At 39.5% G+C, this 22,634-nt stretch carries 20 protein-coding genes; 8 read left to right on the top strand and 12 right to left on the bottom strand.

Features of this window, described 5'->3' with window-relative positions; genetic code table 11:
- Positions 1-4 precede the first annotated feature (4 nt).
- Together HC000_RS03030 and HC000_RS03025 are read left to right on the top strand one after the other, a co-directional pair.
- Entirely contained in the window at positions 5-823 is an 819-nt protein-coding gene (locus HC000_RS03030; RefSeq protein ID WP_179806935.1) for a symmetrical bis(5'-nucleosyl)-tetraphosphatase, read from the top strand.
- Between the two features lie 252 nt (positions 824-1,075).
- Positions 1,076-3,091 (top strand): methyl-accepting chemotaxis protein, encoded by a 2,016-nt coding sequence (locus tag HC000_RS03025; RefSeq protein WP_179806934.1) that lies wholly within the window; start codon positions 1,076-1,078, stop codon positions 3,089-3,091.
- Positions 3,092-3,147: 56 nt separating this feature from the next.
- Here HC000_RS03025 and rfaH read toward each other — a convergent pair whose 3' ends face one another.
- The 4 genes from rfaH to radC all read right to left on the bottom strand — a co-directional run bounded on the left by rfaH (position 3,148) and on the right by radC (position 5,301).
- Positions 3,148-3,633 carry a transcription/translation regulatory transformer protein RfaH gene (rfaH, locus tag HC000_RS03020; RefSeq protein WP_179806933.1) on the bottom strand — a complete coding sequence of 162 codons (486 nt, stop codon included), beginning with the start codon at positions 3,631-3,633 and terminating at the stop codon, positions 3,148-3,150.
- A 316-nt stretch (positions 3,634-3,949) separates the two neighbouring features.
- Positions 3,950-4,105 carry a 50S ribosomal protein L33 gene (gene rpmG, locus HC000_RS03015; protein WP_004335545.1) on the bottom strand — a complete coding sequence of 52 codons (156 nt, stop codon included), beginning with the start codon at positions 4,103-4,105 and terminating at the stop codon, positions 3,950-3,952.
- Positions 4,106-4,116: 11 nt separating this feature from the next.
- A complete protein-coding gene (gene rpmB, locus HC000_RS03010; protein WP_041454777.1) occupies positions 4,117-4,353 on the bottom strand; it encodes a 50S ribosomal protein L28 in 237 nt (78 codons plus the stop codon).
- A 273-nt stretch (positions 4,354-4,626) separates the two neighbouring features.
- Entirely contained in the window at positions 4,627-5,301 is a 675-nt protein-coding gene (radC, locus tag HC000_RS03005; RefSeq protein WP_011329290.1) for a DNA repair protein RadC, read from the bottom strand.
- 143 nt (positions 5,302-5,444) lie between these two features.
- Between radC and coaBC the strand changes: the two genes are divergently transcribed.
- The 4 genes from coaBC (at position 5,445) to HC000_RS02985 (ending at position 11,552) form a co-directional block, all read left to right on the top strand.
- Complete coding sequence (coaBC, locus tag HC000_RS03000) at positions 5,445-6,638, top strand: bifunctional phosphopantothenoylcysteine decarboxylase/phosphopantothenate--cysteine ligase CoaBC (RefSeq protein WP_086997701.1); 1,194 nt, start codon at positions 5,445-5,447, stop codon at positions 6,636-6,638.
- A 158-nt stretch (positions 6,639-6,796) separates the two neighbouring features.
- Positions 6,797-7,384, top strand: coding sequence for a nucleoid occlusion factor SlmA (gene slmA, locus HC000_RS02995; protein ID WP_011329292.1), 588 nt, complete (start codon positions 6,797-6,799; stop codon positions 7,382-7,384).
- 161 nt (positions 7,385-7,545) lie between these two features.
- A complete protein-coding gene (locus tag HC000_RS02990; RefSeq protein WP_179806932.1) occupies positions 7,546-10,326 on the top strand; it encodes a prolyl oligopeptidase family serine peptidase in 2,781 nt (926 codons plus the stop codon).
- A 119-nt stretch (positions 10,327-10,445) separates the two neighbouring features.
- On the top strand, positions 10,446-11,552 hold the full coding sequence (locus HC000_RS02985; RefSeq protein WP_179806931.1) for a GGDEF domain-containing protein: 1,107 nt from the start codon (positions 10,446-10,448) through the stop codon (positions 11,550-11,552).
- An 80-nt stretch (positions 11,553-11,632) separates the two neighbouring features.
- On the opposite strand, the gene HC000_RS02980 is transcribed toward HC000_RS02985, so the two are convergent.
- The gene (locus HC000_RS02980) at positions 11,633-12,817 is read right to left on the bottom strand and encodes an NAD(P)/FAD-dependent oxidoreductase (RefSeq protein WP_179806930.1); all 1,185 of its coding nucleotides are present in this window, start codon (positions 12,815-12,817) and stop codon (positions 11,633-11,635) included.
- A gap of 312 nt (positions 12,818-13,129) precedes the next feature.
- Here HC000_RS02980 and HC000_RS02975 point away from each other — a divergent pair, with 312 nt between their 5' ends.
- Positions 13,130-15,265 carry a S8 family peptidase gene (locus HC000_RS02975; RefSeq protein WP_011329296.1) on the top strand — a complete coding sequence of 712 codons (2,136 nt, stop codon included), beginning with the start codon at positions 13,130-13,132 and terminating at the stop codon, positions 15,263-15,265.
- A gap of 70 nt (positions 15,266-15,335) precedes the next feature.
- Here HC000_RS02975 and HC000_RS02970 read toward each other — a convergent pair whose 3' ends face one another.
- The 7 genes from HC000_RS02970 to rplU all read right to left on the bottom strand — a co-directional run bounded on the left by HC000_RS02970 (position 15,336) and on the right by rplU (position 21,204).
- A complete protein-coding gene (locus tag HC000_RS02970; protein WP_179806929.1) occupies positions 15,336-15,809 on the bottom strand; it encodes a peroxiredoxin in 474 nt (157 codons plus the stop codon).
- 92 nt (positions 15,810-15,901) lie between these two features.
- Positions 15,902-17,827 carry a methyl-accepting chemotaxis protein gene (locus HC000_RS02965; protein WP_179806928.1) on the bottom strand — a complete coding sequence of 642 codons (1,926 nt, stop codon included), beginning with the start codon at positions 17,825-17,827 and terminating at the stop codon, positions 15,902-15,904.
- Positions 17,828-18,208: 381 nt separating this feature from the next.
- The gene (locus tag HC000_RS02960) at positions 18,209-18,586 is read right to left on the bottom strand and encodes a DUF3718 domain-containing protein (protein ID WP_179806927.1); all 378 of its coding nucleotides are present in this window, start codon (positions 18,584-18,586) and stop codon (positions 18,209-18,211) included.
- 79 nt (positions 18,587-18,665) lie between these two features.
- A complete protein-coding gene (gene folA, locus HC000_RS02955) occupies positions 18,666-19,157 on the bottom strand; it encodes a type 3 dihydrofolate reductase (protein WP_172459222.1) in 492 nt (163 codons plus the stop codon).
- A gap of 73 nt (positions 19,158-19,230) precedes the next feature.
- A complete protein-coding gene (gene cgtA, locus HC000_RS02950; RefSeq protein ID WP_179806926.1) occupies positions 19,231-20,388 on the bottom strand; it encodes an Obg family GTPase CgtA in 1,158 nt (385 codons plus the stop codon).
- 230 nt (positions 20,389-20,618) lie between these two features.
- Complete coding sequence (gene rpmA / locus HC000_RS02945) at positions 20,619-20,876, bottom strand: 50S ribosomal protein L27 (protein ID WP_002957747.1); 258 nt, start codon at positions 20,874-20,876, stop codon at positions 20,619-20,621.
- A gap of 16 nt (positions 20,877-20,892) precedes the next feature.
- A complete protein-coding gene (gene rplU / locus HC000_RS02940; protein ID WP_006794538.1) occupies positions 20,893-21,204 on the bottom strand; it encodes a 50S ribosomal protein L21 in 312 nt (103 codons plus the stop codon).
- 422 nt (positions 21,205-21,626) lie between these two features.
- Between rplU and ispB the strand changes: the two genes are divergently transcribed.
- Positions 21,627-22,598 (top strand): octaprenyl diphosphate synthase, encoded by a 972-nt coding sequence (gene ispB, locus HC000_RS02935; RefSeq protein WP_011329302.1) that lies wholly within the window; start codon positions 21,627-21,629, stop codon positions 22,596-22,598.
- Positions 22,599-22,634 lie beyond the last annotated feature (36 nt).

Raw genomic sequence — 22,634 nt, 5'->3', positions numbered from 1 at the left:
AAGCATGGCTGACTACGCAATAGGTGATTTGCAAGGCTGCTTTAACGAGTTTAACGCGTTACTCCAACGCGTTAACTTTAATCCAAGTAAAGATCATCTCTACTTGGTGGGCGATATAGTCGCTCGAGGCCCTGACTCACTAGCCTGTTTAGAGTACTTATACAAACACCAAAATAGCATTACAGTTACGCTAGGCAATCATGACTTACACCTGATTGCCTGCTATCTACTTAATAAACCACCCAACCCTAATGATAAATTAGCAGCTGTATTCAATAGCACTAGACTCCCCCACTATATTGCACTTTTACAAACTCAACCTTTGGCACTTTACCTTAAGCAGTACAATAGCTTTATATCCCATGCTGGGCTCAACCCTGACTGGTCGATAGCACAAGCCTTACAACATGCTCAGTTTGCTCAGCATTGTTACAGCTCGCCTAAAGCGCATGACTTTTTTGCAAACATGTACCAACCTCACCCCATTAATAACCCTAATGAACTTAATAACTATGAAAAGTTTAGATACATAGTTAACTACTTTACCCGTATGCGATTTTTAACTGCCGATAACCAACTCGACTTAAGTGCAAAAGGGGAAGTAACAAGTGGCAATAACTTAACCCCTTGGTTTATGCATCCAGCAATAACAACGGCTAAACAAACGCTTATTTTTGGCCACTGGGCAGCATTAAATGGTAAAACACCTCATAATCATTTATTAGCCTTAGACACCGGATGTGTTTGGGGAGGCGCCATGACCTTAATAGAATTAAAAAGCAAACAAAAAACTGTAGAAAAATCACAACTTTCGTCTAAATAAACTGAAATAAAGTAATACATCTGTTAAGTTTAATGTCGCATGTTGAAACTTTGTAACTACAACCTGTTCACATTAAGTTGGCATTATATTTAGTAGCAAAAATAGCACTCCTATAATTAGAGCTACGCATGGCCATTGCTTAATTAAAAATAATCAACACAGATTAAACAATTAAAATTAACTTTAATTACTTAACTTATTGCAATACAAGCCGATAAGTTTTAACTGATATACTTTAGAATGGAAATCCGTATGAATTTAACAGTGAGCCAGCGTATTTGGGGTGGATTTATTTTCATCACTCTACTGCTTTTAATAATTGGCGGTAACTCTTTAATAAAAATAGCAAATATTGATCGCTCCACCCAAAAAGTAAATCAGTTGTCGCTGCCCGCTTTAAATAAAAGCGCTGAATTACAAGCCGAGTTTATTTTAATGAGCAAAGCAGCTCAAGCTAGTTTTTATACCTCTTCTGCAGAGCAACTAGAACCAATAAAAAACCAAGTGCTCGAACAAAAGCAGTTATTCAATACGCTGCATAGTGAATTACAAGAAGTGGTTAAAAACGATCCACTATTGAGTAAAAGTAGCCAACAAGTTGAAACAACCTATTTAAGTTTTTTAAGCACGGTAGAGGGCTTACTTGCCGACAAAGCTAAACAGCTAGCACTGAATAAAATGTTAAAAGCGCAACTAGAAAGCATAGAGCTTGCCGCCGAAGATGCAAACTCAATTGTACTCGATATTATTGATATAAACGGCTTAGAGCAAAGTAACCCACGCGCTTACCAGGCTGCTAATAATCTTGAAAACAATTTTATGTCTGTAGTAAGCAACAGTACCGACATGCTAACGGTTAAAACGCTTAATACCTTAGATATTGTAAAAAATGAGCAAGTATACTACTTCGAAGAAGTGACCCGCACCGTAGCGCTAATTAAACCAGCCATAGAGCAAAGCCATAGTGGTTTATACAATAGTCTAAAAGAATACGCAGACACGCTAGAGAGCAACATTGTAGGTAACAATAGCCTTGCTGCGAATAAAAAACGCTTAATCGATGCAATTAGCCTTACTGAACGTGAACTTGCAGAGTCTGAGCAGGCAACTAAAACAGCGCTAAATCAAATTGACGTACTTGTAAAACAAGCCAGCGATGTTGCTTTTTCATTGCAAAAAGGGGTGCGCAGCGACGTAGATTCTGCAAACTTGTGGACTTGGATAGGCATGATAATAGCCACCATAATTGCAATTATCGTGGCAGTCGTTACAGTTAATCGTATTACTAAACCACTGGCTGAAGTTAACCGCATTTTAGATATTGTAGCAAGTGGCGATATGACACAGCGCTTAGATGACAGTGCCAAAGATGAGTTTGGTGAGCTATCTAAAAGCTGTAACACCTTAATTGATAGCCTTCGCAGTTTAATTAAAGGCATTATTTCACGCTCAACTCAGCTTGCAGCTGCATCAGAGCAAACCTCAACAATTACTGGCGAATCAAGTAAAGCAATTCGTAATCAGCAAGCACAAGTTGAACAGGCAGCTACAGCAACAACAGAAATGAGTAGTACATCACAAACGGTAAGTAATAGCGCTCAACAGGCGTTACATGAGATTAAAAATGCCGATAAAGAAGCCGAGCGCGTTAAAGACATTTCAAATCAAAATAAAGCCACTATTGAGCAACTAGCTTACGAAGTTGATGAAGCGTCGAATGTTATTAATAAGCTCCACAAAGACAGCGCATCGATTGGCAGTATATTAGATGTTATTCGCGGTATTGCTGATCAAACAAACTTATTGGCATTAAATGCCGCGATTGAAGCAGCGCGTGCAGGTGAGTATGGGCGAGGCTTTGCTGTAGTAGCAGATGAAGTACGCTCTCTGGCAAGTAAAACACAAGAATCAACCCAAGAGATTCAATCTATGATTGAGTCACTACAAAGCGGTGCAGAAGCCGCTGTATCGGCTATGGAAAAAGGTAAACAACAAGCCGTGTCGTGTGTTAAGCAAAGCGATTTAGCAAGCAGCGCTCTCGACTCGATTACTTTAGCCGTATCGCAAGCGCATAACGTGAGTGAAGAAATATCAACGGCAGCGCAAGAGCAACAACAAGTATCACAAGAAATAAGTGAGCGCTTAGAGTCCATTGTTGCTATAGCCGAGCAAACCGCTGAGGGCGCAATACAAACGACCATATCAAGTTCAGAAGTAGCAAAACTAGCAGAAGAACTTAGGTTATCAGTAGAGAACTTTAAGGTTTAATTACTGCTATAAACATTTATAAAAAGGGGAAGTAATTTATTACTTCCCCTTTTTTATTAAATTTTGCTTATTGCTTGATTACTCACGCTAATTTCTATTTGTTTGTTAAGCAAATTAATGAACAAAATACTGCGCATATCGCCATCAGGCTCTTTATAAATAGCGTCAATATTTTTAAATGACTCATTGTTTACACTCACCAAGTCACCGCTTTTAGGAACTTGCGATTCATGTGAGTACGAACGCTCTGCTTTAAGCTGATTAATTAACTCAACGGGCACACGCTGATATGCAGCACCATAAGTTACAAAGCCACTTACTCCGCGGGTATTTTTTACCGCAAAAAAGTTACCATTCTCAGCTTCTAAACACACAAATACATAACCAGGAAATAAAGCAGACTGCTTAACAGTGCGGCGTCCTTTAACTAACTTTTCAGTAGTTAACTTTGGAAAAAATGACGCTATTCCTTGGTTTTTTAAATTAACCTGCGCACGCTCTTCTTGGCGAGGTTTACATACAACTAAATACCAACTTTCCATGGCAATTCCTACAGCCTAAGTTGAAGATAAGACAACCATAAACTAAATGAGCGCAGCATTATACTCCTATGCAAACCTTTATGTAAAATAGCCCCACAGTAAATAAGTACTCACTTAGAAAAAGTGATTTAATACGCTGATAATCAAACGAGTAGGTTTTAATTGAGGGGTAAGCGCTGATATATTACAGCTATTAGAAGCAAGCTCTAAGCTAAAGCTAAGGGCAATATTAAACAATTAAGCTATTATTTTACGTAAAACAAAAACAAAAAACCCAGCATAAGCTGGGTTTTTACATTCTAATAGAAAACTAAAATTACTTAATTTTAGCTTCTTTAAAAAGAACATGTTTACGAATCTTTGGATCAAACTTTTTGATTTCCATCTTCTCAGGCATGTTACGTTTGTTCTTGTCGGTAGTGTAGAAAAAACCAGTACCGGCAGTTGAAACTAAACGGATTTTATCGCGCATGATTCAGATCCTTAAACTTTTACGCCGCGAGCACGGATTTCTGTAAGAACCGTGTCGATGCCTTTTTTATCGATAATACGCATACCTTTAGTAGTAGTGCGTAATGTTACAAAACGTTTTTCACTTTCAACCCAAAAACGGTGTGTTTGTAGGTTAGGTAGGAAACGACGTTTAGTCGCGTTTCTCGCGTGTGAACGGTGATTACCAACCGCAGGACGCTTACCTGTAACTTGACATACTTTAGCCATGTCTATATATCTCCAATAACTTAGCTCGAGCTTAATTTTCCCTAAGGCCATGTAGTTGTGCCCTAGAGATAAATCGAAGGGCGCTCTTTATACAGCTTTTACAGGCGAAGATCAAATAACTGATCTCATCCAATCAGCTCATGTGCAAATTTGATAGCGGCTAATTATAAAGATCGAAAGCCCATAGGGAAAGTAAAAACTGCATTTAAATTAAACTAATTTGCCAAAACACACTAAACTGCTCGTTTTTAGTACTCTTCTGTAAAAGTAAAGCTAAATAAGACCTCGTTCAGCAAAAGAAACACAGGTTTCTCCTCCAACAATAATATGATCCAGCACATTTATATCTACCAATTGCAGTGCTTGTTGCAATTTATTAGTAATAAGTTTGTCGGCCTGACTCGGTTCGGCAATCCCGCTTGGGTGATTATGCGCAAAAATAACCGCTGCTGCATTATTTTTAAGTGCCGCTTTTACCACTTCTCGTGGGTAGACACTGGCAGAATTAATGGTGCCATAAAAAAGTATTTCATCTTTAATTAAGCGATTTTGACTATCAAGATACAACACCATAAATACTTCCTGCTGCAAACCACGCATTTGCAAGGTTAAATAATCATATACAGCGTTTGGCGAGTTAAATATAGCATCGCGCTGGCAACGCTCCTGCATGTAACGTTGGCTGAGCTCAAGCACCGCTTGCAACTGCACATACTTAGCTGTACCTAACCCTTTTTGCGCACAAAACTCTTCCATACTGGCATTAAATAAATTGTGCAGCGTTTTGTTTTCATTAAGTAAATGCTGGGCAAGCTCAATCACATTCATACCCGGCAAACCGGTGCGTAAAAATATGGCAAGCAATTCAGCATCACTGAGCGCTTTTGCGCCTTTTTCGATTAGCTTTTCGCGGGGACGCTGCGAATTAGGAAGTGAGGTTAGTTGCATTATTCATCCTTGATAAATCGGCTTATATATTAACTGTAATGCAAATTTGAAAATTAGCCTGTTATTTTCATCTTAAAAGCTTAGCTGTACGGGTCAAGATTTGTTATTTTAGCCCTAATATTAAATAAGGCTGATGGACAACCATGATTAATTTAACTAATAAAAAAATAGTGCTGGGAATTAGCGGCGGTATAGCGGCCTATAAATGCGCAGAACTGGTTAGACGCTTAAAAGAGCATGGTTGTAGTGTTAAAGTAGTTATGACTGAATCAGCAAAACATTTTATAACCCCCTTAACTATGCAAGCTGTGAGCGGTGAAATGGTTGCAGACTCCTTACTCGACCCTTCAGCAGAAGCTGCTATGGGCCATATTGAGTTTGCCAAGTGGGCCGATTTAATTTTAGTTGCCCCAGCCACCAGCAACATTATTGCTAAAATGGCGGCGGGCATTGCCGATGACTTACTCACTACCTTATTACTTGCAACTCCGGCTAAAGTCGCTATCGCACCGGCTATGAATCAGCAAATGTATGCTCACCCTGCTACACAAGCTAATTTAGCCACACTTAAAGCACGTAACGTGCTTATTTGGGGTCCAGGAAAGGGTGAGCAAGCTTGTGGCGATGTAGGCGCTGGGCGCATGCTAGAGCCTCATGAGCTAGTTGCTTTATGTATTGCAAAAGAGCAACCTCAGTTACTTGCAGGTAAAACCATTACCATAACTGCAGGCCCGACCCGAGAAGCCATTGACCCGGTACGTTTTATATCTAATCACAGTTCAGGAAAAATGGGCTACGCACTTGCTGAGGCCGCTTTATTACTTGGCGCTAAAGTTAATTTAATTTCAGGCCCGGTGACTATAAAAGCCCCTGCTGGCGTAAATTTGATCAACATAGAAAGCGCCGAGCAGCTATTAAACGAATCACTCAACTACGCACCGCGCTCAGATGCGTTTATTGGCTGCGCAGCTGTTGCCGACTACCGCGCAGCAACCGTTGCAGCACAAAAAATGAAAAAGCAAGGCGACGAGCTTACTCTTACTTTAGTTAAAAACCCGGATGTAATTGCACACGTAGCTAATTTACAGCAAAACCGCCCTTACACTGTTGGTTTTGCCGCAGAAACACAAAATGTAGCAAACTACGCAAAAGGTAAACTAAAAAATAAAAACCTGGATATGATTTGCGCTAACGATGTATCACAAAGTGATCTTGGGTTTAACGCTGACAATAATGCGCTAACCCTGTACTGGCATAATGAACAGCTTGAATTACCAACAAATAGCAAAACAGCAATTGCGCTAACAGTGATCCAACAGCTCGCTCAGAGAATATAAAAGAGCTGGAAACAAACTGAATAAAACATTAACATGCTAAACACGCGTTTACTTTTAAGAGTTTAAATTTGTTTAATTCTAAATATAAACGCGCCTTAAACATTTGAATCAAAATGACTAGCTCCTGCTAAAAGATAACTAATAAAAAAGGAATGTTCATGCCTGCGACAAAAAGAAGTAATCGCAAAGAGCAAATACTGCAAGCACTTGCACAAATGTTAGAAACCAGTCCCGGCCAGCGTATTACCACAGCAAAGCTAGCCGCTGAGGTTGGTGTATCGGAAGCAGCGTTGTATCGTCATTTTCCTAGTAAAGCACGTATGTTTGAGGGCTTAATAGAATTTATTGAAGACACGCTTTTATCTCGTATAAATCTTATTTTAGAAAACGAAAAAGAAAGCCAAGCCCGCGTTTATAATATTTTACATTTACTGCTAACGTTTGCTGAAAAGAACCCTGGTATTACCCGTATTTTAACCGGCGACGCATTGCAAGGTGAGCAAGAGCGGTTACGTGAACGAGTGCAAAGTTTCTTTGAAAAACTTGAGACCCAATTTAAACAAGTACTACGTGAGAGAAAGCTGCGTGAAGGTAAAAACTTTCAAAGTGACGAGCTAACCCTAGCCAACTTTTTACTTGCCTATGTTGAAGGTAAAATGAATCAGTTTGTACGCAGTAATTTTAGTACTAAGCCAAGCGCACAATTTGAAAAACAATGGCCGGAGCTACAAAAAATCTGGTTATAAACTCCAAATTCAACACACGTAACCTTGTGAGCCACGCTTGCAAGGTTTTTAAATTTTCACCTTCAGCCTTTCAACTCTGCTTTGCTACCACTTGTCGTATATACTCGAATTATAGACAAAACTCGTTACAATAAAATAACGCTAAAAAACGAGAACCTATAATGAAAACAAAGCTCACCCTTTTAAGCTCTGCGCTTATTGTCAGCGTAGCTAGCACCACAGTTTACGCTAAAGAGTCGCTACAATTTAACGATGTGTTTGATTTTAAATCAGCCAAAGCAACGCAGCTATCTGAAGATGGCCGTATTTTATCGCTCAGTGCAACCCCGTATCGTGGTGATGCCACTGGCCAAGTTTACTCGCTAAGCGGTAATAGCTTAATTGCAGAAGTACCGCGTGGTACTAAACCAGTTATTAATCAAGCTGCTAACTGGGTCGCATTTACCCAAGTACCCACGCTACTAGCACAAGAAACCACGAATAAAAAAGATGCTCTAAAAAACAACCTGGTACTAGTAAATACCCAAACAGGCGAGCAACAAAGTTTTAGTAATGTGAAAGACTATAAGTTATCAAACGATGGAACTTGGCTTGCCTATCGCTTAGATCAAAAAGCAGCTAAAGGCGATGATGAAAAAGCCGAGGATGAAAGTGCCAGCACTCATGCTAATAAAAACGATAGCGCCATCACACCAGACAAAGATGATAAAACCTATCCACTGGTTATTGTAAATTTAAGCAATAAACGCAGCCACACAATTACAGATGTATTTAACTACAGTATTAGCGCAACTAACCAGCAACTATTAGTTAGCCAGAGTTACAGCGATGGTAACAACAATCAAATAGCACTGCTTAATTTAAATGACTTTGTAAGCAGCATACTCATAGATGAGCCTGGTGTTGTGGCCAGTAAAATAGCCTGGCACCCAACTGAGGCAAGCGTAGCATTTACGTTAGGTAACTATGTTAACGACGACATGCGCCGTCGTAACTACAGCTTACAACTTTGGCAAAATGAGCAGCTAACAACGATTAACTCCCCCAACAAAGATTGGGGAATAGGTAAAACCGCCGCGTTAATATGGTCTGAAAATGGCGAGCGTTTATATTTTGAAAATCGCCCTAAACTAGCCGCTAAAGTAAAAGCTAAAGAGTATAGCGACGAAGCCTCACTATACGACTTTGACACTATACGAGAGCATAAAGGCTTAAAAGTATGGCATAACAACGACGCGCAAATAAAACCGCGTGAACAGCAGCAGTGGAACGAAAAAAACAAAAACCGCCATTACAGCGCGGTGTACCACATAAATTCGCAAAAAGTTACCCAGCTAAGTACTGTGAGCATGCCAGAGGTTGCGCTTAATCCGCAGCGCGATACATCACTGCTTGGTTATACTGATACCCCATACCTTGAGAAAATAATGTATGGCGGCTTTTTTGCTGACTACTTTGCTGTAAATATTAATACAGGTAAACACACTCCCATTGTTAGTAACTACCCGTTTAAACCAAGTTTGGCACCTAATGGCGAGTTTGCAGCCTACTTTAGCGATAACCATATACAGCTAAAAGATTTAAAAAATAATAAAGTCACTACGCTTACACGCGCTATTGGAGCTACTTTTGCTGATGACAAGCACGACTACCCTTCAGCCCAACCAGGTTATGGTTTTGCCGGTTGGAATCAAGATAGCAGCCAACTACTTGCTTACAGTAAGTACGATATTTGGGCGTTTGATGTAAATAGCCAGCAGGCAAAACGTTTAACTAATGGTAAACAAACCAATACTCAATATCGCGTTATTAAACTTGATAAAAGCCAAGTTGGCTTTAAAAAAGACGAAACATTGCTTATATCGGCTATTAACTTACAAACTAAGCAAAGTGAAATAGCCAAGCTTGATTTAACCACCAACACAGTAACTAAAGTGCTCAGTGGTAATAAACGTTTTGATTTAGTTAAAAAAGCAAAAAATGCCGATAAATACCTATTTACTGAGCAAGCGTATCATCAGTTTCCAGACTTTTATCAAACTGACTTTAGTTTCAGTGCTCCGCAACAAGTGACTACACTTAACCCACAAATAAGTAACTTTGCCTGGGGCGAAAAGCCAGAACTCATAAGCTACAAAGGCTTTGATGGCGAAGACTTACAAGGCGTACTAATTAAACCTGCGGGTTACAAAAAAGGCGATAAAGTACCAGTAATGGTGTATTTTTACCGTTATATGAGCCAGCGCATGTACGACTTTCCTAAAATGGAATTAAACCACCGCCCTAACTTCCCTATGTTTACCTCAAACGGTTACGCGGTATTTTTACCCGACATTCGTTTTGAAATAGGCCACCCAGGTAAATCATCAACGCAAACCATGATCAACGCCACGCAAAAGCTCATTGATTTAGGCATTGCTGATAAAAATAAAATTGGTTTACAAGGTCATTCGTGGGCAGGCTATCAAAGTGCCTTTATGATCACTCAAACCGATATGTTTAAAGCGGTTGTATCGGGTGCTCCCGTGTCTAACATGACCAGCGCCTATAGTGGCATTCGTTTAAAATCGGGCTTAGCGCGTCAGTTTCAGTACGAAACAGGACAAAGCCGCATTGGTAAAAACCTTTTTGAAGCGCCAGAATTATACATAGAAAACTCACCGGTATTTTTTGCCGATAAAGTAAACACTCCTATTTTAATTATGTTTGGCGATAAAGACGACGCTGTACCTTGGCACGAAGGGGTACAATATTACTTAGCCCTGCGCCGTGCGGGTAAAGATGCCACTTTTTTACAGTATGAAGGCGAACCTCATCACTTGAAAAAGTTTCCTAATCAAGTCGATTTTTCGATTCGTATGATGCAGTACTTTGATCATTACTTAAAAGGCAAACCCGCCGCAAAGTGGATGAAAGAAGGCGAAGCATTTATACAAGAGTAAAAATAAATGATAAGAACCCCGATAGATTTAAGTCTATCGGGGTTTTATAATTTATTACTACCCACTTTATAATAAATAGACAATACTGAATTAACTAATAATTATTAAGTCGTTATTTGATGCTACATTTTTGGTATAAAGAATTTCCGCAATACCCTAGAGATCATAAGGATTACTGGCGAACACGCTTAATTGCACATTCTTTATTAATCTGCTGCTGCTACTTTTTAATTTTAACCTTACTAAATGTTTTTTATTTTTCGAGTTACGATATTGCACTTATTGATGCCTTAGGACTTATAGCCTCATTAAGTATTTGTATATGGTTTAATAAAACAGCCCAGGTTAGTAAAGCTGCTTGGGTTGTTGCATTAATGATAGTTGGCTTAATAATGCTCTTTATAGTATCGGCAAAGGGTCATGCTCATTCATTATTTTGGGCAACACTTATTCCGCCTTTTACTTTTTTTTTAGTTGGGCGTAATTGGGGAAGTATATTAAGTAGCATTGCTTTTGGTATTTGTGCCTATCTAGTTTACTTACAGCAACAACTATCAATTACCATAGGTTTATCTGCATTATTTAATTTTATTGAAGTGTCTATTGCGCATGTTTTATTATTTAGGTTTTATGAAAAAACGCGTTTTTCGGCTTACTCTCATCTTTCGAAGCGCAATGCCGAAATAAAACAGCTAGCCGAAACCGATAAGCTCACCGGGCTATATAACAGGCAAAAATTTGATTTTGAATTGTCGCAATTACTGAGTGAAAATAATAATGAGCGAAAATCAAATATAGTGATGATTTGCGACATAGACCACTTTAAAAAAGTAAACGATACTTATGGCCATTTAGCGGGTGATAACGTGCTTAGTGAGTTTGCCAATATTTTACAAAACAAGCTTACAAATAGTGCATTAATTGCACGCTGGGGCGGAGAAGAGTTTACTATTATTCTTCGAGATAGCAGCCTAGATAACGCAATTAACGAAGCTGAAGAGCTCAGAGCGTTTATTGCCACTCATTTAATCGATAATAGAGCGTTAACTATCAGTATTGGTATAGCTAAAGCGCATGTTGACGACACTGCTTTGCATCTTTTAGAGCGCGCCGATAAAGCGCTTTATAAAGCAAAATTACAAGGGCGAGATCAGGTCTGTGTTGCTAGCGACAACTTAACCAAAACTCACTATGAAAACACATTAAGTAAATCCGCTGCTATTTAAAAGTTAGCTCTAAAGTATCAGCGGTTAAACCCAATAAACTAAATTAACCTTGTAACTGCTAACTTATTGTTCCTAAAATATTAAGCATACTGCCCAGCAGCAAAACCGCAGCTCCACGCATACTGAAAATTATAGCCCCCTAGCCAACCGGTTACATCGGTTACTTCGCCAATAAAATATAAGCCTTGTACTTTTTTTGCTTCGAAGGTTTTTGAGCTAAGTTCATCGGTATCTACACCACCTAACGTTACTTCCGCTGTTCTGTAACCTTCTGTGCCATTTGGTTTAATTTGCCATGCATGTATATAGTTAACTAACTCGTCAATTTGGCTATGTGTTAGCTGGTTAATATTACAATCAGGAATTGCTTTCCCCTCATGAAGAACTTCAATAAAACGTTTAGGTAAAATAGTGGCTAAGCTATTTTTTAACGACTTTTGGGATTGCGTTTCACGCCAATCGGCTAGCTGTTGTCTTAAATCTGTTTCGGGTAATAAATTAATAGTTACCGCCTGTCCGGCGCGCCAAAATGAGCTTATTTGTAATATAGCAGGGCCCGATAATCCTCTATGGGTAAATAAAATGTTTTCTTTAAATGCAGTGCCATCTTCACTAGTAACATCGCATAAAATACTTATACCTGAAAGCGCTTCAAAACGTTCTTTATCGTGCTGATGCAAAGTAAATGGTACAAGTGCCGCCATGGTCGGTAATACTTTTAAGCCAAACTGCTCAGCAATTTTATAGCCAATGGGTGTTGCGCCAAGCTTAGGCATAGTTAAGCCACCGGAGGCAATCACTAACGACTCACAATAAAATGTTTCATACTCGGTTACTACGCTATAACCAGTTTCAGTTTTTGAAACGCTGATTACTTCGTTACGCAACTTTATAGATACCCCCGCCCACTCACACTCAGTAAGTAAAATATCAACAATGTCTTGAGCATTATTATCACAAAAAAGCTGACCTAGTGTTTTGTGGTGATAGGCTAAACCATGACGATCTACCAGTTCAATAAAGTCATGTTGGGTATAACGACTTAAACATGATTTAACAAAATGAGGGTTGCCACACAAATAATTACTAGGGCTGGCATTTTCGTTGGTGAAGTTACAGCGCCCACCGCCACTAATGAGTATTTTTCGACCTGGCTTTTTGCCCATATCAAGTACTGTAACACTACGGCCACGATATCCTGCTTGCGCTGCACACATTAAGCCTGCTGCTCCCGCACCTATTACTATCACATCTACTTGGGTCATTTATTTATCTCATTAATTTTTTTTGATTATAACAAAATTTATGCACCGGCTGGACATCGAATTGATTATTTTCAATTGCACAACAAATAAAAATAAAAGTATTAATACTCAAATTTAAAACTAGTTACTTATGCTTATATTTATAAATATAAAAAGTACAAAGTAACTACAAACCCGCTAATAACAAGGTTATAACCAAATGAAAGAAGCTAATAAGTAATTAATCTTTCAATTAATTTAACAGATCATTTACCTTTGTACCCACTTCGTGGATTTGTGCCACGAAATAATAAATAAAAACTAAGGATAATCATGACAACAGGTAAATCATTTAAAAAGTGTGCAATAGCCTTTACTATCAGCTCACTATTTGCTGCAACATCGAGTATTGCAACTCCTGCACAAGCAATTGCACCATCAATGGCAGAAACAACAGCTAAATTACAAAATCAAACTGGTTTTGAAACACAATTCATTATTAAATATAAAAATAACACTAATGATTTAGCTAGCTTTGCAGCTACAGACACAGATGTAAGCCAATCGAATATGCAAAATAAAGCGCAGAGCTTTGTTAAAAATTACACCTCTAAAAAAGGCAAAGTAAAAGCGAAGTATATTCGTGCCATGGCACTTAATAATCACCATGTAATGCGTGCAAGTAAAAAGCTAAATGCACAAGAAGCACAGCAATTTATGCAAGAAATGCTTGAATCTGGCAATGTTGAATACATTGAAGTCGATCAAATGCTGCAACCATTTGCAACGCCTAATGATCCACGATTTGACGACCAATGGCATTATTATGAACAAGCTGGCGGCTTAAACTTACCTACAGCGTGGGATACAGCCACTGGTAGCGGTGTTGTTGTTGCTGTACTCGATACAGGCTATCGCCCTCATGTTGATTTAAACGCTAATATTTTACCCGGTTACGATATGATCTCGAATTTATCGGTGGCTAATGATGGCAATGGTCGCGATAGCGATGCCCGCGATCCGGGCGATGCGGTTGCTGCCAATGAATGTGGTACTAACGGTGCACAAAACTCTAGCTGGCACGGCACACATGTAGCGGGTACTGTTGCTGCAGTTACTAATAATGGTGAGGGTGTTGCTGGGGTTGCTTACGGCGCCAAAGTAGTGCCTGTACGTGTACTAGGTAAGTGCGGTGGTTTAACCTCTGATATTGCTGATGGTATTATTTGGGCTTCTGGTGGCAATGTATCTGGGCTACCGGCAAATGCCAATCCTGCAGATGTAATAAATATGAGCTTAGGGGGTAGTGGCTCATGTAGCTCTACAACACAAAGTGCTATTAACACCGCACGTAATAACGGCACAGTAGTGGTAATTGCTGCTGGTAACGATAACGATAACTCAGCAAACTATAACCCAGGCAACTGTAATGGCGTGGTAAATGTAGCCTCGGTTGGCCGTAATGGCGGTCGTGCTTATTACTCTAATTACGGTAGTAATATTGATGTTGCCGCACCGGGTGGTGCGCAAAGTTTTGCTAACGATTCTGAAGGTGTTTTATCCACTTATAACGCCGGTTCGTCAACCCCTTCTAGTGATAGCTACGGTTTTTCGCAGGGTACATCAATGGCAGCCCCCCATGTTGCTGGCGTAGCGGCACTGATAAAACAAGCAAAGCCGAATGCTACTCCCGATGAAATCGAAAATATTTTAAAAACAACCACCCGCTCGTTCCCAGCCACATGTACTAGCTGTGGTACCGGTATTGTTGATGCAGCAGCTGCCGTAGCTGCTGCAAGTGGTGGCACTGCACCACCACCAAGTGGTAATGAACTTCTTGATGGCGAAACTCAAACCGGTTTAAGCGGCGCAACTAACTCTGAAACATTTTATACAATGACAGTGCCCAGTGGCGCAACTAATGTCACTTTCACTATGAGTGGAGGCACTGGTGATGCCGATTTATACGTGCGCTCTGGCAGTAAGCCAACAACCTCTACCTACGATTGCCGCCCTTACAAAAGTGGTAACAACGAAGAGTGCTCAATCGATAACCCTACATCAGGTACGTATCATGTGATGCTACGAGGTTATTCTGCCTATTCTGGGATCAGCTTAACTGGTAATATTACAGCAGCTTCGGGCGGGGGCTCAGGCACACCTCAAGCTGGTGGTGGCACTGTAAGCGATGTGAGTGCTAATGCAGGTCAATGGAAGCATTACACACTAGACGTGCCAGCAGGTATGGCTACATTTACAGTAACAACAAGCGGTGGCACAGGCGATGCTGATTTGTTTGTTAAGTTTGGCAGTCAGCCCACGACATCGAGTTACGATTGTCGTCCATATAAAAATGGTAATGCCGAAACCTGTACTTTCTCAAGCCCACAAGCGGGTACGTGGCACTTAAGTGTTAACGCGTATAAAACCTTCTCGGGCTTAACAATTAGCGGGCAATATCAGCCTTAATAAGCAATAATTGCAAAAAGCCGATGTTGCATCAACATCGGCTTTTGTATTTTCAAATCGCTAATTTATTCTATAGCTTTTCTAAAACAGCAGCAGCACGACTAACCACAAATTCTTTTTCTTGCTCTACAAATAAACCGGTTACTACACTATTTTCCACGATCATTGCGTAACGCTTTGAACGCACACCGCCAAACCCTGCCGTATTCATATCAAGGCCTAATGCTTTGGTAAAGCTCGCATCGCCGTCTGCCAGCATGGCTATTTCTTGTGTATTTTGTGATGCCCCCCATGCTTTCATAACAAACGCATCGTTTACCGATACACAATAAATTGCATCAACGCCCTTTGCTTTTATTTTATCTGCCAGAGTAATAAACTCAGGTAAGTGTGCATTTGAACAGGTAGGTGTAAACGCACCGGGGACTGCAAACAATACAACTTTTTTATCTGCAAATAATTCACTGTTAGTCAGTGTTTGCATACCATCGTCGGTTAACTGACTTAGCGTAACCGAGGGAATAGTTTGACCTTGTACAATCATTATAAATCCTTCATTTTATAAAATAAAACCAGTATACAGCTTAGCACATAGAATTTAGAGCATGATATAAGATGAGCGCTAAAGCTAATTTATTACAACCCCAGGCCCCCTTTAATCGAATGAATTTGTTGTTGTAGCTGATGTCGTATATCATCCACCAACGAGCTCGACTCACTTACTTGCCCCTTCATTTCAGCCATTGACTGACTAAAGTTATCTAATAAATTGCTTTGCTGCTTAGCAAGCTTCATCGCCTCAAACGCTACTTTATTAGCATTTTTTGCATTACTTGCCACCGCTTCCGAATTTAACTTAAGTTCTTGGGCATTTTGCGTTTGCGATTGAGCACCTTGGGTTAATGCTGTTATTTGCGTAGCAACTAGCCGTGAGTTTTCACTCAGTATGGTGAGCTGCCCATTTATCTCGCTCAGCGAGCCTTGCGTTTGCAGTGCCAATTGCCTAACTTCATCAGCCACTACTGCAAAGCCGCGACCATGCTCACCTGCCCTAGCTGATTCTATTGCTGCATTTAGCGCAAGTAAGTTGGTTTGATCTGCAATATTACGTATTACTTCTATAATTTTACTTACGCCTTCAACACCATTAAGTAGCTCTTGTAAGCTTTGTATACTGCGTTCAACCCGTGCCTGTGTATCGGCACTCGCACTTAACATACTTTGCGCAAATCCTAAGCTTTGTTCCATGGCACTAAAGGTACTTTGTGCGTTATCAGCTACTTGTGTATTAATATCATTAACTTGCTCTCCAATCTGCTGAATATCGGTTAGTAAATACTGATTCTGTTCCACTTGCCCATAACTCGTAGTAGTTTGTTGCTCAATCGTCTGTAAGTGTTTACTCATTTGCTGCATAAAAGCATTCACTACTTTTAGCATTTGCGCTCGCTCTTGTGCTTCTATGCGCTGGCGTTCAATTAACTGATTAAAGTATTGGGCTATTTCCCCTACCTCTGTTTTTGGATTGCTACTGACAATATTTTTAAACTCATTCGTTTCAATTAAAAATGCAAACCCGTCGCGCAACCGTCGAAGAGGATTAAGTACCAGATTACGCTGAACAATATAAACACCGCCAGCAAGTATAACGAGTCCACTAATAGCAACACAAAACACCCAAAATACTTGCTGCTTTAAATTATCTTGTTGTGTTTTTAGTGCTTGCTCTGCATTTATCACTGTTTTAGATAAATTACTAAGCTGCGTGCGCAATTCATCGGCCCCCGTCTGTCGTTGTTGTGCCTGAGTTAATGTACTGGTTAAATCCCGAGGATAGCGATTTGGCCAACTACTTAATTCTGATTTAATATCAGTGGCTAAATCTTCACTTTGCTCGTCAATAAATAAACTATACTCATCTACTTTATCCATCACACCTAAGTTTGGTAGCTGCTCTATTTTTGCTGCTAATACATTTAAATTTTTCACGCTTTGTTGCAAACTCTGCTCTACACTCTGCTGATAATCTAGCACCAGTTGATAACTAAATAATGATAAGTTAATCACTTCACTATAATACTCATTGGCCAATTTATAATAACTAAGCGTGTTGTTACTATTATCCGAAGCTGAGCGCGCATAATTAATTAACGAGGATGCCGAACCAGCCATTTGCCTTAGCGCATTATCAAGTAAAGCCGTTTCGTTACCAGAGAGCTTACCCAAGGCTCTATATTTACCGTTTATATCATTATTTAGAGTAATTAACTGCTCAGTAAGTTGTGATTTAAGAGCTGCTGGTAATAGCGTTAACTGTTTTTGCTCTACTTGCGAGATTAAACTTGAGGCTTGTGTTAAGTATTGGCTATCGCCTTGTGCTAAGTAATTACTTAGATAGCTCGCTAGATCAACCATAATCGTATTTTTAAGCTGTCTATATGCACCGTCTTGCTGCTCTAGTTTAAGTAAAGTTTGACTGGCCCAAAGTAGAGTCATAGCTAATAAAACACTTGCGAGAGTTAACAAAACAGCCAGTAAGCGGGTAAATGTAGAGGCGCGCATAAATAAATCCCTAAAATCATATGCGCGTAGAATATTGACTATTTATGACAGTTTAATGGCAAATACTAACAATCGTATTAAATTCATGAGCTGTCAAAGCAACAACAAGAATGTTAACCCAAATAAAAACAATGAGTTATTTTGTGTGGCTATTCCTAGGTTACTTTAACTTCAGCACCTATAGAGTCGGCTATAAGTTCATTTCAACACAATAAGTAAGTTAATAAGTAAAAAGGGTTATGTTTTTAATAAGGTTGGCGTTTGTGTTAAAAGGGGGGATTACAACACTAAAATAGTGCTGTGTTATATAAAATTATTTATAAAAATACAGGCGTAAAAAAACCACGTATAAAACGTGGTTTAATCGTATTTATTGTAAAATTAAAGACCTGCGCGCTCTTTAATTATCGCAATTAAGGGCGATCCTGAATGACCGTTCGATTCAGCCCATGATACATCAGCGCCATCTTCTAGTGAGCTTTTAGATAGGTTTTTAACTATATATTCGCCACTATCTAGTGCGTTACTTGCCACTGCATGTCGTAATAAATTATTACCATTACAAAATACTGCGTCGTATATATTACGAACTTTCACTCGTGCGCTTTTAAGCTTACTACGTAAACGATTTTTATCATCCGCTGCAATATACTCACAGATAGAAATCGCTAACTGATCATCTGCTTGTGCAGGGGCAGTATATACAAACGAACCGGCTGCAAGCGCAGTAATAACAACTAGCTTTGATAACTTAATCATGGAAAACCCTTTTTATAATACTTTATTCCTATTGGATTAGTTAATATTGTACCAATATGCTCAGTATTTCGCAATAATGTTAAGGGTTTTTATATAAAGTTACAAACTTATGACTATATTGATTTTTTTCATCCGCAGCCATTTGTATTTCATCTTTAACCTGCCAGGTTGCCACTTTTTCGTAATCAGGAAACTGAGTGTCACCTTCAACATCTAAGTCTATAAAGGTTAAATAAAGTCTTTGTGCACTTTCTAAAAATTGTTGATAAATATTTCCACCACCAATGATCATCACCTCTTCCACATCAGCAACTAAATTTAACGCGGCCTCTGGCGTTGTAACAATTTCTATTCCAGTTGCTTGATACTGGCTATTACGGGTAATAATAATATTACGACGCCCAGGTAAAGGCCGTCCAATAGACTCAAATGTTTTGCGCCCCATAATCACAGGTTTACCTGTGGTTACTTTTTTAAAATGCTGTAAGTCTCCAGGTAAATGCCAAGGCATTGTATTATTAAGGCCAATTACACGGTTATTTGCCATTGCAGCAATCATTGAAATTATCACACTAATTATCCAGTATTTATTATTAAACAAAGAAAAAGGAGCATAAGCTCCTTTTATATGTAATTAATTATAATTAACGCTCGTACACAACTTCTACGTCGTAATCATCTTCATTCCACTCATCCCAATCATCATCATCGTCGCTCTTTTTAGCGGCTTTTTGATGATAGGTGTCCCACTTAAACTCAACCTCTTCGTCTATAGTTTCAACGAATTTCTCTTTTGGCATGCTTTCAAGCAATGTCATTACGTCATGAATTAGTGGTTGAGTATTTGATTTATTAATAGCAGAAATACTGTAAATATTTTCAGTTTCGCCTAGCTCTTGTGCAATTTTTTCACATAAAGCTTTTGCTTCGTCAGCTGGTAATAAATCTATTTTATTAAATACCAACCAGCGCGGTTTTTCTGCTAATTTAGGGCTGTACTGATGTAACTCATTAACAATCGCAAATGCATTATCAACTGGATTTGAGCCATCAACTGGCATTACATCAATAATATGCAGTAATATTCTACAGCGCTCTAGGTGTTTCAAAAATTGAATACCTAAACCAGCACCATCCGATGCGCCTTCAATTAAGCCTGGTATATCAGCGATAACAAATGATTTATTAGCTTCAGGACGTACCACACCTAAATTTGGAATAAGCGTCGTAAATGGGTAATCTGCTACTTTTGGTTTTGCTGCCGATACACTACGGATAAAGGTAGACTTACCTGCATTTGGCAAACCTAATAAGCCTACATCTGCTAGTAACAATAACTCTAGTTTAAGGTTGCGTACTTCGCCTTCTGTCCCTAAGGTTTTTTGACGCGGAGCACGGTTTGTACTTGATTTAAAACGCGCATTTCCTAAGCCATGGAAACCGCCTTTTGCCACCAAAATCTTTTGGCCATGTTGGGTTAAATCCCCTAATCCCTCTTGCGTATCAACGTCCATAATACGTGTACCTACAGGCACCATAATAATTAAATCGTCAGACTTTTTACCAGTACAGTTACGGCTGCGGCCATTAGTACCGCGATCTGCTCTATGGAAGCGTTCAAATTGGTAATCAATTAAGGTATTTAAGTTTTCATCCGCTTGTAGATAAACACTACCACCGTCACCACCGTCACCACCGTCAGGCCCACCTTCTGGGATATATTTTTCACGACGGAAAGACACGATACCGGCGCCACCGTCTCCAGCTTCTACGCGAATTTCTACTTCATCTACAAACTTCATGATTACTCACTTTAGGGATTGGCTTGTTAATAACACTATTATATACCCAAGCCAACTTAATACCAATTGGCATAAATATTTGAACCATTTTACGAATTAGATCGCTCTATAACTTCGTTAAAGAGCCCGCTACTTAAACCCATAGGTATAATTGCAGGCTTGGGTATATATTGTAAAATAATGAAAACAAAAAACCCCGCAAAGGCGGGGTTTTTTAACTATCTTACTGATTACTCAGTTACGATAGTTACGTATTTACGGTTTAAAGGACCTTTTTGTTCAAACTGAACTTTACCATCTGCTTTTGCGAAGATAGTGTGGTCTTTACCGATACCTACGTTTGTACCAGGGTGGAAACGAGTTCCACGCTGACGAACAATGATGCTACCCGCTAGAACTGATTCGCCACCAAAACGCTTAACACCTAGGCGTTTGCTTTCTGAATCACGACCGTTACGAGTACTACCAGCTGCTTTTTTATGTGCCATTTCTAAGTACCTCTAATTAAGCGCTAATGCCAGTGATTTTAACTTCTGTGAACCATTGACGATGGCCCATTTGCTTACGAGAATGCTTACGGCGTCTAAATTTAACAACCTTAATCTTCTCACCGCGACCATGTGAAACAACCTCAGCTGTTATCTTACCACCGTTTACGAACGGTACACCAATCTCGATTTTCTCACCATCAGCAACTAAAAGTACTGAATCAAATTCTACTGCTGCACCAGTTTCAACGTCTAATTTTTCAAGACGAATCGTTTGACCTTCAGTCACACGATGCTGTTTACCACCACTTTGGAAAACCGCGTACATAATTAACTCCGTCTGTGCGCCCTCAAATCGACGCAACTAAAATATTCTTCGATAGGGCGCGAAGTTTACGCTACGGCGTAATAACTAGCAAGCCTATTTTGTAATTAAAATGAATAAAAAGTAGCTGCATTGAGAGCAATTCAATATTTCCCCTATTTTATATTAAATAGCCCTTTTGCCAAGCGCTTTTTCACGATTAGTGAAAATAATTTGCCTTAGCTAAACACACACTACAACGGATAATAAATAAACATAAATTACAGCACACTTTGTACGCTAATTAATCAGCTATCTCTCGTATTTAAGTGCTAATTAGCGATGTTAACCGTGTTTTTTCAGGGAATCGTCACAAAATATCGAGCTAGTGCTTTTTTTGTTGTACAATCTGCGCCGTTCACACATAAAAATTGGCTCGGAGATCAATGGATATAAAAGCTATCCAGGCGTTAATCGAAAACGATATGAATGACGTCAATCAACTTATACATGCGCAAATGCGCTCAGATGTGGCGTTAGTTAACCAACTTGGCTTGTATATTGTAAACAGTGGCGGCAAGCGCGTGCGCCCAATGTTGGCAATACTAGCGGCCAGAGCATTGGGTTATCAGGGTAAAGATCATATTACACTTGCAACTATTGTTGAGTTTATTCATACCGCAACACTATTACATGATGATGTTGTTGATGAATCTAACTTACGCCGAGGCACGCCTACAGCAAATGCTGAGTTTGGTAATGCTGCCAGCGTATTAGTGGGCGACTTTATTTACACTCGTTCATTTCAGCTTATGGTTGGCCTTGGTAAAATGCAGGTAATGCAAGTGCTTGCAGATGCAACTAACATTATTGCTGAAGGTGAAGTATTACAGTTAATGAACTGTAATGACCCCGACACCACTGAAGCGAGTTATATGCAGGTTATTTACTCTAAAACCGCTAAGCTATTTGAAGCCGCGACAGGCCTTGCGGCCATTATTACTGAGCAAAACCAAGCTACGCTTGATGCGCTTAACCTATACGGCATGCATTTAGGTACTGCGTTTCAGCTCGTTGATGACGTACTTGATTACAACGCAGATGCAGATCAATTAGGTAAAAATATTGGTGATGATTTAGCCGAAGGGAAACCAACTCTGCCGCTTATTTATGCAATGCAACATGGTAATGAGCAGCAAACACAGCTGATCCGTGACGCTATAGAGCACAGTAATGGCATGGATCATCTTGAAGAAATTTTAGCGGCACTTAAACAAACCAATGCGCTTGAATTTACGATGCAAAAGGCCGAACTTGAAGCCGACAAAGCCATTGCTTGCTTAGACTTTTTAGCTGAGTCTGAATATAAACAAGCACTTGTGAGCCTTGCCCGTATTGCAGTTGATCGCGATCACTAACTTTACTGCCTTTATGTGTAGCTAACCTGGGTGCAG

The organism is Pseudoalteromonas sp. MIP2626 (genome assembly GCF_013414205.1).
Lineage (GTDB): Bacteria > Pseudomonadota > Gammaproteobacteria > Enterobacterales > Alteromonadaceae > Pseudoalteromonas > Pseudoalteromonas nigrifaciens.
This window is presented reverse-complemented; position numbering and strand designations above follow the sequence as displayed.

Excerpts from the sequence above, each read along its gene's own strand:
- HC000_RS02960 (WP_179806927.1), bottom strand. The coding sequence starts at position 18,586 with ATGATTAAGTTATCAAAGCTAGTTGTTATTACTGCGCTTGCAGCCGGT.
- rpmG (WP_004335545.1), bottom strand. The coding sequence starts at position 4,105 with ATGCGCGATAAAATCCGTTTAGTTTCAACTGCCGGTACTGGTTTTTTC.
- HC000_RS02985 (WP_179806931.1), top strand. The coding sequence starts at position 10,446 with ATGCTACATTTTTGGTATAAAGAATTTCCGCAATACCCTAGAGATCAT.
- radC (WP_011329290.1), bottom strand. The coding sequence starts at position 5,301 with ATGCAACTAACCTCACTTCCTAATTCGCAGCGTCCCCGCGAAAAGCTA.
- HC000_RS02980 (WP_179806930.1), bottom strand. The coding sequence starts at position 12,817 with ATGACCCAAGTAGATGTGATAGTAATAGGTGCGGGAGCAGCAGGCTTA.
- HC000_RS02970 (WP_179806929.1), bottom strand. The coding sequence starts at position 15,809 with ATGATTGTACAAGGTCAAACTATTCCCTCGGTTACGCTAAGTCAGTTA.
- rpmA (WP_002957747.1), bottom strand. The coding sequence starts at position 20,876 with ATGGCACATAAAAAAGCAGCTGGTAGTACTCGTAACGGTCGTGATTCA.
- rfaH (WP_179806933.1), bottom strand. The coding sequence starts at position 3,633 with ATGGAAAGTTGGTATTTAGTTGTATGTAAACCTCGCCAAGAAGAGCGT.
- ispB (WP_011329302.1), top strand. The coding sequence starts at position 21,627 with ATGGATATAAAAGCTATCCAGGCGTTAATCGAAAACGATATGAATGAC.
- HC000_RS02990 (WP_179806932.1), top strand. The coding sequence starts at position 7,546 with ATGAAAACAAAGCTCACCCTTTTAAGCTCTGCGCTTATTGTCAGCGTA.
- HC000_RS02975 (WP_011329296.1), top strand. The coding sequence starts at position 13,130 with ATGACAACAGGTAAATCATTTAAAAAGTGTGCAATAGCCTTTACTATC.
- HC000_RS03030 (WP_179806935.1), top strand. The coding sequence starts at position 5 with ATGGCTGACTACGCAATAGGTGATTTGCAAGGCTGCTTTAACGAGTTT.
- rpmB (WP_041454777.1), bottom strand. The coding sequence starts at position 4,353 with ATGGCTAAAGTATGTCAAGTTACAGGTAAGCGTCCTGCGGTTGGTAAT.
- HC000_RS02965 (WP_179806928.1), bottom strand. The coding sequence starts at position 17,827 with ATGCGCGCCTCTACATTTACCCGCTTACTGGCTGTTTTGTTAACTCTC.
- cgtA (WP_179806926.1), bottom strand. The coding sequence starts at position 20,388 with ATGAAGTTTGTAGATGAAGTAGAAATTCGCGTAGAAGCTGGAGACGGT.
- rplU (WP_006794538.1), bottom strand. The coding sequence starts at position 21,204 with ATGTACGCGGTTTTCCAAAGTGGTGGTAAACAGCATCGTGTGACTGAA.
- HC000_RS03025 (WP_179806934.1), top strand. The coding sequence starts at position 1,076 with ATGAATTTAACAGTGAGCCAGCGTATTTGGGGTGGATTTATTTTCATC.
- coaBC (WP_086997701.1), top strand. The coding sequence starts at position 5,445 with ATGATTAATTTAACTAATAAAAAAATAGTGCTGGGAATTAGCGGCGGT.
- slmA (WP_011329292.1), top strand. The coding sequence starts at position 6,797 with ATGCCTGCGACAAAAAGAAGTAATCGCAAAGAGCAAATACTGCAAGCA.